At 50.1% G+C, this 12,518-nt stretch carries 11 protein-coding genes; 8 read left to right on the top strand and 3 right to left on the bottom strand.

Annotated elements, in window-relative coordinates:
• Window positions 1–171: 171 nt before the first annotated feature.
• The 5 genes from PRUB_RS03885 (at window position 172) to PRUB_RS03865 (ending at window position 7,881) form a co-directional block, all read left to right on the top strand.
• Window positions 172–2,082, top strand: a complete 1,911-nt coding sequence (locus tag PRUB_RS03885) for a flavin monoamine oxidase family protein (protein WP_010383725.1) — start codon at window positions 172–174, stop codon at window positions 2,080–2,082.
• Between the two features lie 331 nt (window positions 2,083–2,413).
• Window positions 2,414–3,103: a DUF3313 family protein gene (locus tag PRUB_RS03880; RefSeq protein WP_010383722.1), complete on the top strand. Its 690-nt coding sequence runs from the start codon at window positions 2,414–2,416 to the stop codon at window positions 3,101–3,103.
• Between the two features lie 12 nt (window positions 3,104–3,115).
• A complete protein-coding gene (locus PRUB_RS03875) occupies window positions 3,116–4,183 on the top strand; it encodes an efflux RND transporter periplasmic adaptor subunit (protein ID WP_021032732.1) in 1,068 nt (355 codons plus the stop codon).
• Window positions 4,180–7,236, top strand: coding sequence for an efflux RND transporter permease subunit (locus PRUB_RS03870; protein ID WP_010383720.1), 3,057 nt, complete (start codon window positions 4,180–4,182; stop codon window positions 7,234–7,236). Before PRUB_RS03875 ends, PRUB_RS03870 begins: the two co-directional genes overlap by 4 nt.
• 159 nt (window positions 7,237–7,395) lie before the next feature.
• A complete protein-coding gene (locus PRUB_RS03865; RefSeq protein WP_010383719.1) occupies window positions 7,396–7,881 on the top strand; it encodes a DUF3016 domain-containing protein in 486 nt (161 codons plus the stop codon).
• 27 nt (window positions 7,882–7,908) lie between these two features.
• Here the strand turns inward: PRUB_RS03865 and PRUB_RS03860 are convergent, their stop codons facing one another.
• Window positions 7,909–8,202, bottom strand: coding sequence for a hypothetical protein (locus PRUB_RS03860; RefSeq protein WP_010383718.1), 294 nt, complete (start codon window positions 8,200–8,202; stop codon window positions 7,909–7,911).
• Between the two features lie 72 nt (window positions 8,203–8,274).
• Between PRUB_RS03860 and PRUB_RS03855 the strand changes: the two genes are divergently transcribed.
• Complete coding sequence (locus tag PRUB_RS03855) at window positions 8,275–8,472, top strand: hypothetical protein (RefSeq protein ID WP_040644570.1); 198 nt, start codon at window positions 8,275–8,277, stop codon at window positions 8,470–8,472.
• A 55-nt stretch (window positions 8,473–8,527) separates the two neighbouring features.
• Here PRUB_RS03855 and epmB read toward each other — a convergent pair whose 3' ends face one another.
• Complete coding sequence (gene epmB, locus PRUB_RS03850; protein ID WP_010383715.1) at window positions 8,528–9,547, bottom strand: EF-P beta-lysylation protein EpmB; 1,020 nt, start codon at window positions 9,545–9,547, stop codon at window positions 8,528–8,530.
• A 41-nt stretch (window positions 9,548–9,588) separates the two neighbouring features.
• On the opposite strand from epmB, the gene efp reads away from it, so the two are divergent.
• Together efp and epmA are read left to right on the top strand one after the other, a co-directional pair.
• Window positions 9,589–10,155: an elongation factor P gene (efp, locus tag PRUB_RS03845; RefSeq protein WP_010383714.1), complete on the top strand. Its 567-nt coding sequence runs from the start codon at window positions 9,589–9,591 to the stop codon at window positions 10,153–10,155.
• Between the two features lie 104 nt (window positions 10,156–10,259).
• A complete protein-coding gene (epmA, locus tag PRUB_RS03840) occupies window positions 10,260–11,258 on the top strand; it encodes an elongation factor P--(R)-beta-lysine ligase (RefSeq protein ID WP_010383713.1) in 999 nt (332 codons plus the stop codon).
• 20 nt (window positions 11,259–11,278) lie between these two features.
• Here epmA and PRUB_RS03835 read toward each other — a convergent pair whose 3' ends face one another.
• Entirely contained in the window at window positions 11,279–12,496 is a 1,218-nt protein-coding gene (locus PRUB_RS03835) for a methyl-accepting chemotaxis protein (RefSeq protein ID WP_198452313.1), read from the bottom strand.
• Between the last annotated feature and the right edge of the window lie 22 nt (window positions 12,497–12,518).

Raw genomic sequence — 12,518 nt, 5'->3', positions numbered from 1 at the left:
GCACTATGTCAGCCTGGGCGATACGGCTAGTCACCCTTACTGGAGTCTGTGGGTAGTAGGGATAAATTATTTTTCCAGACCTCCAGGTCGTCTCTCAGCGGAGCGACAGTATAACCTTGCCGTTGTATGTATCGAGTTGGCCTGGAGCAGGTGTTTATTAAGGAGCAACTCATGGCAGAACACCAATCACGCGCACGTTTTTTTCAGCAGCACCCCAAAGCCAGAGCCCATGCCGCGCTCGATGACGCGACCAATCAGCAGCTTAAAGTCACACCGGGTCCGGTGACCCTGACCAAGCACAAATATCAGGGCAAGAAAGCGGTGATCATTGGCGCGGGTGTATCCGGCCTGACTACGGCTTATGAATTGTTAGCGCAACAGTCGGGTATGGAAGTGACGGTGCTGGAAGCGCAAAACCGCACAGGGGGACGTTGTTTGAGCCTGCGTACCGGGGATACCTTAATTGAGGATGTTGACAGTCAGCTGTTTCATTCCAAGCCCGGTCAGCCACAGGTGGTGCGCTTTGACCGGCCACAAGGTGATGCAGAACCTTATCTCAATGCGGGTCCTGGCCGCATTCCCTCCAGCCACAAACGCCTGCTGTCTTATCTGAAGCAATTCAGTGTGGATGTGGAAGTTTATGTCATGAACAGCGAGTCTAACTTAGTGCAGATGTCAGATAGCTTTGCGGGTTTGCCGCTGGTTTATCGCCGTCTTGATCACAATACCCGGGGGTGGCTGGCTCAGATGGTGTTTGAAAATGCTGAGCAGCTGATCAAAACCACTGAATGTGGCGTGGGCGCACAGGATGTTGAGCGTCGTGCCCAACAGCTGAGAGAGTTAATGATCAGTTTTGGGGAGTTGGTACCTAGCGGTCCCAATGAGGGTAAATACGTCGTGACGGCGGGTGAAGATGGCATGGAGAATGGCCGTTCTCGCGCGGGTTACACAGAGCTGCCTGGCGTGGATGCCGGAACGATTGCGGAGCCTTTGAGTTTCGACAGTTTACTGGGCTCTGAGTTTTGGGATAAAACACGTTTTTATCAGCCCGTTGATTTTCTCTGGCAGTCGACGCTGTTTCAGCCAGTCGGCGGGATGGATCAGGTACAGCATGCCTTTGCCCAGCAAGTCGCTGCTCTGGGTGGCACCATCTTGTTGAACAGTCCGGTAAAACAAATTGACTGGGATACATCGCGTCAGCAGTTTGCGATTTCTATCGCGAAAGTAGGCACTGACGATCTTGACGTTGTGTATGCGGATTACTGCTTCAGCAACATGGCCATGCCTTTCTTGAAAGAGATCTTGTCAGAAACGCTTCAGGATCCAAACAGTCAGGTGGGCCTCAACAGTGAATTTAAATCAGCATTACAGGCTGTGTATCAGTCTCAGTTTGTCGATGACCATGGCGGCTACAAGGCTAAGTTCCTGGCATGTACGACCAAAGTGGGTTGGCAGGCCGATCGTTATTTATGGCAGGGTAGTCAGGTTAAAGAAGTCCATGATGATTGTGCTAACGTCGATCTGTTGAGTGTGCCGGATTCTGAAATTGGTGTAGTGCCTATTTTCGGGGGGATCTCCTGGACGGACAACGATATTACACAGATCTGGTATCCCTCCACGGCCTATCATGACCAAAAAGGCGTCCTCACCGGTGCCTATAACTTCTCTGAAATTGCCTATGAGTGGGGTAAGTTACCGGTTCAGGCGCGTCTGGACAAAGCACGTGAAGGCGCGAAATTGTTCGGTCAGGAATTTGGGGATGGTCTGGAACATGGTCTGGCGATTGCCTGGCAGAATATGCCATATATCAAAGGCGGCTGGGCACAGTGGCATGTGGTCGGCGATCAGGCTGTGCACCATTTCAATGTACTGGCGCAGGGCAGTGCGGTGAAAGCGGCAGACGGCAGTGAAACGCAACCCAACTTCTTCATCGTTGGTGATCAGCTGTCGTCTTTACCTGGGTGGCAGGAGGGAGCCATTGCGGCGGCGCTAAATGCACTCAATCGTATGGAACGCCCGGATTTGGCGATCCCACATTTGGCGTGTTTGCCAGATACGCGCTTGATCGTTGAAGGCGTTTAACTCGCATTACAATCCATAATATGGATGCGCGAACCTGCACGGGAGATGACTAAGGGATCCCAGGCTTTGGGTTCGCGCTTTGCGTATTGTGGAGACTGGGGATAACTGAAGTGGTTAAAGGCTGTGCCACATACGCTGTCCCCGGATAAGGAATAGTGGCGCGATAATTTGAACCATTATTGGTAATTGTTGCCACACACAGGCAAAAGGCTGCTATTTTTAAAAGAGGCTTATGACCCAGCTGTGAAAACATCATTTAACACCTTAGATCAGACTGTTGCGCGGGACTGATGTATTAAGTACAGACTGAATATCAAATGGAGACTTGGCGATGCGTCACATTGCGATCTGGGCTATCTTGGCCCTGTTCATTACCGGTTGCGCCAGCACCCAACAGACAACACGTTCAGGGTTTTTACCCGATTATCAGCGTTTAAAACCCTCTGACACTTATCCCGATACCGCGTTGTACGTATCGGAACAACTTAAAAATGGCGCCCTGAAACAGGTACACACCATCTACCTGCCACATTTTGAAGTGTGGCTGCAGCTCAATGACGAAGCCAGAGTATCGCTCAGCCCGGCAGATGTGGCCAAGCTAAGTATTTATATGCAGGCTCAGCTACAACAAAAGCTCTCTGTGCATTATCAGGTTTTGCTAGAGCAGCCAAAGGAGCTTGGCCCGGACGTACTGACTATACGCGGTGCGTTTACTGAAATTGAGTTTGCACCGACTGAAATGCAAGTACGCGACTTTATTCCTGTTCGCCTGGTGTATAGCGCCGGCAAAAGCGCCTATCTTATGGCAACCGAACAGTCAGAGGTTGTGACGTCAGTCTCACTGGAGAGCATGTTTTATCTGGGGGAAAGTCAGGAACCCGTGCTGATGATGTCTGCCCACAAAGCGGTAGAGTCAGTCGTAAAACAAAACGGCGATGAAAATGCCCAGGCTGTAAAAGCCGTACTCGACATCTGGATAGATAATTTTGTTACAGCAATCAGTAAATCAAAAACGATATAGTGGTGATCACCTATGATAAGAAAGCACACCTTCCTTTTAGCCGTCGTGATGGCGACTGTCCTGTCCGCGTGCTCTGAGCCACAGACCTCGGCTGAGAAAGCACCACAACTGCGGCCAGTGAGAACGATTGAGCTCAGTGTTAATAATTTTGGGCCACTTCAGGAGTTTCCGGCTGTGGTGGATGCAGCCAGCACCGCCGATCTGTCGTTCAAAGTGTCTGGAGAACTAACACACTTGAATGTGAAACAAGGTCAGCAAGTGACGCAAGGAGATGTGATAGCAAAGGTAGATGATACCGACTACAAACTGGCGGTGGAGGAAGCGCAAGCGGCTTTTGAAAAAGCCGAAGCAGACTTTAAGCGGGGAGAGCAACTGATTGTGACCGGAACCATCAGTCAGTCAGATTATGACCTGCTTAAATCTCAATTTGCCAGTGCCAAAACGAAGCTGGCCAATGCCAGAAACAACCTGGACTATACCCAGCTCAGGGCGTCATTCTCGGGGATTGTTGCGCGCACACATGTTGAACAATTCGAAGAAGTGCAGGCCAAGCAAGTCGTGGCGACTTTACAGGACATAGAGCATATTAATCTCAAGGTAAATGTCCCTGAAAGTATTATGATCCACGTCAGCAAAGACACACCGAAGCAGGTATTTGCGGAATTTGCGGCGATTGAGGGGAAGCGCTTTGAACTGACATTTGTAGAAGTCAGCACCCAGGCCGATGAAGTGACAAAAACCTATGAGGTCACGCTCGGCATGTTACCTCCTCCCGGATACAACATTTTGCCAGGTATGACGGCCAAAGTCATGGCCAGTGCACCCAGTGAAGCGTTATCCCGCCTCTATTTGCCATTATCTACGGTGCTGAAAGACGACAAAGGCCACTATGTGTGGACGGTTACCTCGCTCGGTGACGGCAAAGGTAAAGTGACCAAAACGCCGGTGCAGATTGGAGAGGTCTCTTCGCTGGGCTTTCCGGTGATCTCTGGGGTGACAGCAGGCACACACGTGGTGACCGCGGGTATGAGTAAAGTGACCGATCAGCAGGTTGTGAAATTCCAGGGAGGTCGTGAGTGAACATCACCCGATTAGCATTAGAGAATAATCGCACAACCTGGGTTTTGATTTTTGCCCTGGTGTTTTTCGGCATCGTGGCGTTCAATAAGATGCCTAAAGACTATGATCCTGGCTTTATTATCAGAACCGCACAGGTTGTTACTTACTTTCCCGGTGCAAGCCCACAGCGGGTTGAAGAACTGGTTACCGACAAAATTGAAAAGGTGGTGCAGCAAATTCCGGAGCTGGATTTTGTTAAAAGTACCTCCAAAACCGGTGTCTCGATCGTCAGTGTTAATATCAAAGAAAGCTATAAGGAAATGCGGCCTATCTGGGATAACTTGCGTCGTAAGATTGAAACCGTCGAAAGCGACCTTCCCAGCGATGCGCAAAAACCCATAGTGAACGACGAATTTGGTGATGTGTTTGGTGTTGTCATCGGACTGACTGCGGAAGGTTACTCCTATCGTGAAATGGAAGAAGTCGCCGAGCAGGTCAGAGATGAGCTGCTGAGGTTACCAGAAGCCGCAAAGGTCGACATTTTCGGTGCACAGGAGCAGCGTGTCTTCATTGAATTTGAAAACGCCAAACTGGCATCGCTTGGGATTTCGCCCGGGCAACTGAAAGATCAGCTGGCAGCCCGCAATATCGTTAATCCGGGCGGCTCAATATTTATTGATGATGAAACCCTGGCGCTGGAGCCCAGTGGTAACTTTGAATCGGTAGAAGACATCGCGGGTACCATCATTAACATCACAGGATCAGAGCAGGTGATCCTGCTCAGTGATATCGCCCGGGTGTACCGTGATTATGTCGACCCAGCTAAGGTCAAGGTGCGAGTGGCAGACAAAGAAGGCATGACGATTGCCATTTCCATGCGCCACGGCGGTAATAATTTGCTGTTGGGTGAGCAAGTACTCGATGCGATCCATTATCTTGAATCTGTTTACCCGATAGGGGTGGACTTTAAGCTGCTGTCATTTCTACCGCGAGAGGTTGAGCAAAAGGTTGATGATTTTGTGTCGAACCTGATCCAGGCGGTACTGGTGGTGACCGTGGTGATGCTGTTCAGCTTGGGTTTGCGAACCGGGTTAATAGTCGCCAGCCTGATCCCAATGAGCATGGTATTCGGCATACTGGCGATGTCCTTTTTTGACATCAGCATCGATCAGATCTCGCTGGCTGCTCTGATCATTGCGCTGGGCATGCTGGTTGATAACGGGATTGTGATGTCAGAAAGCATCATGGTGCAGATGGAGCGAGGCAAGTCCGCGGTAGATGCGGCGGTTGATTCCGCGGATGAGCTAAAAGTGCCACTGCTGGTGTCCTCGCTGACCACAGGTGCCGCGTTTTTACCAATTTTTCTGGCGGAATCCGCAACGGGAGAATACACCGCATCCCTGTTCAAAGTGGTGACCATCACTTTACTGTGCTCCTGGTTACTGGCGATGACCATGATCCCCATGCTGTGTGTTCTGTTTACCCGGGTTAAATCCCAAGCCGCCAATTACGATGCGGGCATCTATTTAACTTATAAACAGATCCTGATGGGACTGATTAAGCATCGCTGGATGACCCTTGCCGGGTGTGTGTTGATGTTTTTCCTGGCATTGCAGGGGTTACAGTTGGTGCCTAAGTTGTTTTTTCCGCCCTCAGATCGAGACTACTTTAAAGTCGAACTGGAGCTACCCATTGGCACACGCCTGAGTGCAACCGAAGCTATGGTTAAAGATATGGAAGCCTTCTTACTGCGCGACCTGAAAGTCAACGAAACGCGTGAGCAAGGAGTCACCGATTGGGTGTCGTATGTGGGTAATGGCGGCCCCAGGTTCCTGCTGACGCATACGCCGGAACCGGCCAGCTCAAACTATGCTTTGATGATAGTTTCGACCACCTCATATCGGCATATTGATGAGCTGATGGCACAAATCGAGGCATATGCACTGCAGCGCCATCCTGATTTGCTCATTAAACAGCGTAAGATAGAAAACGGCTCCCCAATTGATAACCCGGTTGAAGTACGCTTATCTGGCAGTGATATCGACGTGCTGACGGGACTGGTCAATGAGCTGAAAGCACAAATGCGTAACACGCCAGGATTGAAAGCAGTGAGTGACGATTGGGGTCTACCAATCAAGAAACTACAGATCAAAATCAATCAGACGCGCGCGCGACGTGCAGGTGTCTCCAGTAAAGACATTGCAAGTTCACTGCAAACCGGGCTCAGTGGTCTGGAGCTCACCCGTTATCGCGAAGGGGATGAGCTTATTCCGGTCACTCTGCGTTCGGTGGCTGCGGACAGACAGGATATCGGTAAGCTGGAAGCCATGGTGGTGTATTCACAGGCTTCGGGTAAATCGGTGCCGCTGAAGCAGGTAGCAGATATCGAAGTGGTGTGGGAGAACGCCCAGATCTTGCGGCGCGACCGCCTGAAGTCGGTCACAGTGGGCGCTCAGCTGGACGGTATCACCGCTGATGAAGGCTTTTCTAAACTTAAACCCTGGCTGGAGGAGCAACAAAAATCCTGGCCGTTTGGTTACAGCTATGAGCTGGGTGGTGAAGCCGAATCTTCTGGTAAAGCGAACCAGTCTATCGCTGAGAAAATGCCAATAGCAGTCTTCATTATCGTGATTTTGTTGGTCGGTCAGTTCAATTCATTGCGTAAGTCGGCCATTGTGCTGACAACTGTTCCTCTGGGCTTTATTGGGGTGGTTGCCGGGTTGCTGATTGGGCAGTCATTTTTTGGCTTTATGACCTTACTGGGGATCATCTCACTGGCAGGCATTGTGATTAACAACGCCATTGTATTACTGGAGCGGATTAAGTACGAGTTGGATCAGGGAGACGACCCGGTCCTGGCGATTATTCAGGCCGCGCAACAGCGCATGCGTCCCATTTTGCTCACCACAGCCACGACTGTATTGGGCCTGGTGCCGCTTTACCTGGGTGGCGGAGAAATGTGGGAGCCTATGGCACTGGCCATTATGGGGGGCTTGTTGTTTTCAACTATACTGACATTAGGCGTTGTGCCCGTGTTATATGCGCTGTTGTATCGCATTTCGGTGAAGTCGTAACGCACGAGATAGATACCAGTCCGCTAAAGTCAGTGGATTGGTATCAATTTGTCGTCAAATGTTACCTTTCATTGCGCGTTCAGCAAAAAATGCAGACTATTTAGAGGTTGAATGTATCAATGCGACCGCAGATGGGTTGGCAATCGTGAGGAGAAGACCATGAAATGTTTACATGTAATTACGCTAGTTTGCTTGAGTCCGTTGGCTGCGCTGGCAGGAGAAGCGAATGTCACGTGGCGAGACTTTAATGATTATCGTGATGTGGTACCGGCCAATGAAAGCAAAGCGGGCTATCACAAACGGATTGCCTCACAATTTGAAAAACACCTGAGTAAGTTGATGGCCAAGGCACCTGATGGCTACCAGCTAAATATCACTTTTGATGATATTGATCTGGCGGGTGATGTGCGCTTCAACATGCATGATATTCGTATTGTGAAGCCCATTTTCTTCCCACGCCTTAAGATAAGCTATACGCTGACCGATAATAACGGCGCAGTTGTGGCACAGGCGCAGGAGAAGGTGCTGAAAGATCTGTCTTTTATGGATCGGGTGCGAACGGGACGAGACAGTGAGTTTTACTACGACAAACGACTGCTAAGTGCGTGGTACAAAAATGAGATTGCGGCAAAAGAGCAAGGATGATGCTGCCATTGCCGAACTTACATGCACTTACTTGAAAGTCGCAAGTAATTGGATCAGCTGTTGTAGCTTGAAGACTGCCTTTTTCAGTTGCGCCTCGTCTAGCTGCTGCGCCTGACCCAATGCTTCGACGTCCGCTGCAACATCAAGCACGTAAGGCTTGAAACGTTTGGCGGCAAAATCAAAGCCGGCGTCTTCAGGAAATAGCGCCTGGAATTTTCCGTGACCTTGCTGCTGTAGTTCGTCTAATTTTTTATCGGCATCAAGTGCTTGACGGTAAACGAGTTTTAGATTTTCATTCAGCTTTTCGATAACGGCTTGCATATTTTTCCTAAAGACTTACGGGAATTGACCGATATTGTACTTGGATCCATCAATCTTGTCAGGTATAAGCTTATGAATATATCCGGAAGTAACCTACCTGCTATGTCTGGGACGGGGCAAAGCGGCGAAGTAATGAGCGCGCAGCTAGCCAAAAAGCAGCAAAAAGCAGATGGACAAGCCGCCCTGGCCTTAATTGAGTCTGCTGGTAATTCAGCACCAGCAAAATCAACCACGGCCACTATGGGCAACAATATCAACGTCTACGTGTAGGCGCTGATAGATTGCGCCCGACTTGAATATGTAAGCATTTTGCTTATGTGCAGTATCAGGCTGGGCTCAGTCCCAAATCAATCGGCGTCTTACTTGGTTCGCCGCCGATTTCTCTTACCAATTTGGGTACCAAAAACCCGGGGAGCGTTTCGAGCAAGTCATGCATGAGCGAAATAGCGGTTTGCTCCGTCACATCAAAGTGACTCGCACCTTCCACTTTATCCAGCACATGCAGGTAGTAAGGTAATACATCCGCGCTAAATAGCGCCTCACTCAGTGCTTGTTGTGCATCCAGAGTGTCGTTAATTCCTTTCAATAAGACTGCCTGGTTTAACAACATCACCCCAGCGCGTCGCAGCTTTTGCATGGCCGCTGAAAAGTGCACGTCTATTTCGTTGGCATGATTAATGTGGTTGACCAGCACGGGTTTCAGGCGACTATGACTCAGGGTTTCGCACAGTGTATCTGTCACTCTGGCCGGGATCACCACAGGTAATCGGGTGTGTATTCTCAGGCGTGTCAGATGGGGAATATCACTGAGTTGCTCAAGCAGCCAGGCAAGCATGTCATCTTTGGCCATCAGCGGATCGCCACCACTTAAAATGACCTCATTGATCTCAGGGTGTGCATTCAGATAATCGAAAACTGGCTGCAAAGCACGTTTGTTGAGCTGATTATCCTGATACGGAAAATGGCGACGAAAGCAGTAACGGCAGTTTACTGCACAGCCGGTTTTTAGCATTAACAGCACTCTGGAGCGGTACTTGTGCAGCAGTCCAGGCAGCGCAGCCTGCTGTTCGTCGAGCGGATCTTTGTTAAAACCGGCTTTAGCCAGGAATTCCTGATGCTGAGGGAGCACTTGCAGCAGCAAGGGATCCTGCGCATCCCCATAACGCATTTTAGCGATGAAGGGGCGGGGAACTCTTAGTGGAAACAAGCGTTTAGCGGCTAAATCCTGTTCACTAAAATGACTCTCCAGGCCAACCAGCTTAAGTAGCTCATCCGCACTGGTGACGACATTCGCCAATTCTTTTTGCCAGTTAGTCTGCAAATTTACTTCATTTATTTGTATCATTAGCGGGTTTATTACTCGAAATACAAAGATTAGAGGATACGATGGCGAATTATAGCACCAACGAATTCAAGGGCGGCCTAAAAATTATGATCGATGGAGAGCCTTGCTCCATCCTGGAAAATGAAGTGGTCAAGCCCGGTAAGGGCCAGGCGTTTAACCGTGTTAAGATCCGTAAGCTGATCTCAGGTAAAGTTTTAGAGAAAACTTTTAAGTCTGGTGAATCGGTTGAAGGTGCGGACGTCATGGACACAGATCTGGCTTATCTGTACACAGATGGTGAGTTCTGGCACTTTATGAACAACGAAACCTTTGAGCAGATCGCGGCAGATGAAAAAGCACTGGGTGAAGCGGTAAAATGGTTGGTTGAAAACGATGTATGTACTATCACGCTTTGGAACGGTAACCCAATTGCTGTTACTCCACCTAACTTCGTCGAGCTGGAAATCACAGAAACAGATCCTGGCCTGAAAGGCGATACAGCCGGTACCGGTGGTAAGCCTGCGACATTGAGCACAGGTGCTGTGGTACGCGTACCTCTGTTTGTACAAATTGGTGAAGTGATCAAAGTAGATACGCGCAGCGGCGAATACGTGAGTCGTGTAAAGTAAGCGAATATACTTTGCGGCCTGGCCGTGCTTAAATCAAGCGGACTGGGACTGACAAGTTACCTATAGATCCCGGCTTTTGCCGGGATTTTTTGTCTGGAGTTATTATGAGTCAATCAGCGCCTGATCCGGCCTCTGATATCGTTTGGGCACCCAGTGCCAGTATTGATACTTTGCGTCAGCGTGCCGGGATCCTCGCTAAAATTCGCACTTTCTTCGCTGAGCGTGAGGTATTGGAAGTCGAAACCCCCAGTCTGTCACAAGCCTCGGTGACGGATGTACATCTTGCGTCGTTCGCAACCACCTTTGTCGGCCCTGGGCATGCCACGGGCACCCCTTTATATCTGCAAACCTCACCTGAGTTTGCTATGAAGCGTTTGTTAGCTGCGGGCAGTGGCGCAATTTACCAGATTGGTAAAGCCTTTCGGAATGAAGAATCAGGCCGACATCACAACCCTGAGTTTACTATGCTGGAATGGTATCGACCCGGGTTCGATGAGTTTGCGCTCATGGCGGAAGTCAATGACTTAATGCAGGCCATTCTGGGTTGTCCTGAAGCCGAGTCACTGAGCTATCAGCAGGCCTTTATAACGCACCTGGGCCTCGACCCGCTGAGTGCCTCGATGGAGGAATTGAGGCAATTGGCCAGCCAGCGTGGCCATGCGCATGTTGCCGAGCAAGAGCAGCACCGTGATACGCTCCTGCAATTGCTATTTTGTATGGAAATTGAACCTTTGATTGGCCAGCAGGCGCCTTGTTTTGTCTATCATTTTCCCGCTTCTCAGGCTGCGCTGGCGCAACTCAATGACAAGGATCCGAGAGTCGCTGGTCGGTTTGAACTCTATTATCGCGGTATGGAGTTGGCTAATGGCTTTAACGAATTAACCGACGGCGTTGAGCAAAGCGCCCGGTTTGATGAAGACAATGCACTGCGTATAGCGATGGGGCTGGCCCCTGTGGCCAAAGATCCGCGCTTTTTGGCCGCGCTGGCACAGGGGTTACCGGCCTGTGCCGGCGTTGCCTTAGGGGTCGATCGCCTGGTGATGCTGGCGACCGCAAAGAAACAGCTTAAAGAAGTGATAGCATTTGACGTCGACAGGGCGTAAGCCGGGGCCTTAGCAGGCCCTCAGACGAAGCGTTTGAGTTCCTGCTGGGTTTGAGTGGAGCGCTGCTGTGCATCCTGACAATCTTGTAATGCCGCATCAATCTGTGATTTGGCGGATTGGCCGAGCTCAACAATGCGGTGCACTGACTCGTGGGTGTGCTGCTGAGTCGACTCAAGCTGATGAACGGCACTGACAATTTCTTCCAACTGTGACTGGTTGCGCTCAAAATCCTCAGACATATCGGCAAACCCCTGAGAGGTCGTGCGAATGGCTTGTTCGGCAGAGCTGGAATGATCTATCAATTGTTCTGATTCCTGATGGGTTTCGCCCACTAACACATCCATTTGGTTAATAAAGTCACTGATCTGGCGGGTGGCATCGTTGACTTTAACCGACAGGTTGCGCACTTCATCGGCCACCACAGCAAAACCGCGACCCGCTTCTCCAGCCCGTGCTGCTTCGATGGCGGCATTGAGCGCTAACAAGTTGGTCTGATCGGAAAACTCTTCGACCATTTTCAAAATACTGCGAATGTTCTCACTGTTTTCTTTTAATCCGGCAACGGTGGATGAAAAGCTGCCCAACAGGTGGGTAATTTGCTGAACCTCTTTAACCAGGGTACTCAACGATTGTGAAGAGCCACGCACAAAATGCAGGCTTTCTGTATTGGCCTGATAAACCTGATCGGTGTTGTGCACTATGCTTTGCAGGCTATGCGTAACCTGATCGCTGGCTGCAATAATGGTGTCGCCCTGATCTATTTGTTGACTACCCAATAAAGCGGTTTGCTTCATGGAGTCGGTGACCTGTTGATTGCTGCGGTTCGCCGCTTCGGCGCTTTGATAGGTGGCAGCCAGCAACTCGCTCAGATGCTGCGTAAAGGTATTGTATTGCTCGCTGAGGTCGCGGAATTCGTCATACGTGAACTGCGGCAGTCTGGCTGTGAGATCGCCATCCTGACGGTTGATCTGTTCTAGCGTGTCGCGCATAGCCTGTACTGGGCGGACAATCAGGTAGCGCATGTAGAAAAAGGTGAAGATAAAGGCGCCAACCGATACCAAAGCCAGTAACCAGAAAACCCCGGTAGAGCCGCTGTGCTCAGCCAGTTCACTGTGCAGCCACACTAATGTGATGATTTGAAAAACTAACAAAAACCCCAGATTGCCAAAAATCTTGCGGGTCAGGGTGAAGAACAAAGATTCTTCGATCAAATTATAGATGCGCATGTACAAACTCATATTAGGCTCTTCACTGTGCCGT

This window comes from Pseudoalteromonas rubra (assembly GCF_000238295.3).
Lineage (GTDB): Bacteria > Pseudomonadota > Gammaproteobacteria > Enterobacterales > Alteromonadaceae > Pseudoalteromonas > Pseudoalteromonas rubra.
This window is presented reverse-complemented; position numbering and strand designations above follow the sequence as displayed.

What these genes read in the sequence shown, in the direction of transcription:
- PRUB_RS03880 (WP_010383722.1), top strand. Translation starts at nt 2,414, where the DNA reads ATGCGTCACATTGCGATCTGGGCTATCTTGGCCCTGTTCATTACCGGT.
- PRUB_RS03855 (WP_040644570.1), top strand. Translation starts at nt 8,275, where the DNA reads ATGAATATATCCGGAAGTAACCTACCTGCTATGTCTGGGACGGGGCAA.
- PRUB_RS03885 (WP_010383725.1), top strand. Translation starts at nt 172, where the DNA reads ATGGCAGAACACCAATCACGCGCACGTTTTTTTCAGCAGCACCCCAAA.
- PRUB_RS03860 (WP_010383718.1), bottom strand. Translation starts at nt 8,202, where the DNA reads ATGCAAGCCGTTATCGAAAAGCTGAATGAAAATCTAAAACTCGTTTAC.
- epmA (WP_010383713.1), top strand. Translation starts at nt 10,260, where the DNA reads ATGAGTCAATCAGCGCCTGATCCGGCCTCTGATATCGTTTGGGCACCC.
- PRUB_RS03875 (WP_021032732.1), top strand. Translation starts at nt 3,116, where the DNA reads ATGATAAGAAAGCACACCTTCCTTTTAGCCGTCGTGATGGCGACTGTC.
- epmB (WP_010383715.1), bottom strand. Translation starts at nt 9,547, where the DNA reads ATGATACAAATAAATGAAGTAAATTTGCAGACTAACTGGCAAAAAGAA.
- PRUB_RS03865 (WP_010383719.1), top strand. Translation starts at nt 7,396, where the DNA reads ATGAAATGTTTACATGTAATTACGCTAGTTTGCTTGAGTCCGTTGGCT.
- PRUB_RS03835 (WP_198452313.1), bottom strand. Translation starts at nt 12,496, where the DNA reads ATGAGTTTGTACATGCGCATCTATAATTTGATCGAAGAATCTTTGTTC.
- efp (WP_010383714.1), top strand. Translation starts at nt 9,589, where the DNA reads ATGGCGAATTATAGCACCAACGAATTCAAGGGCGGCCTAAAAATTATG.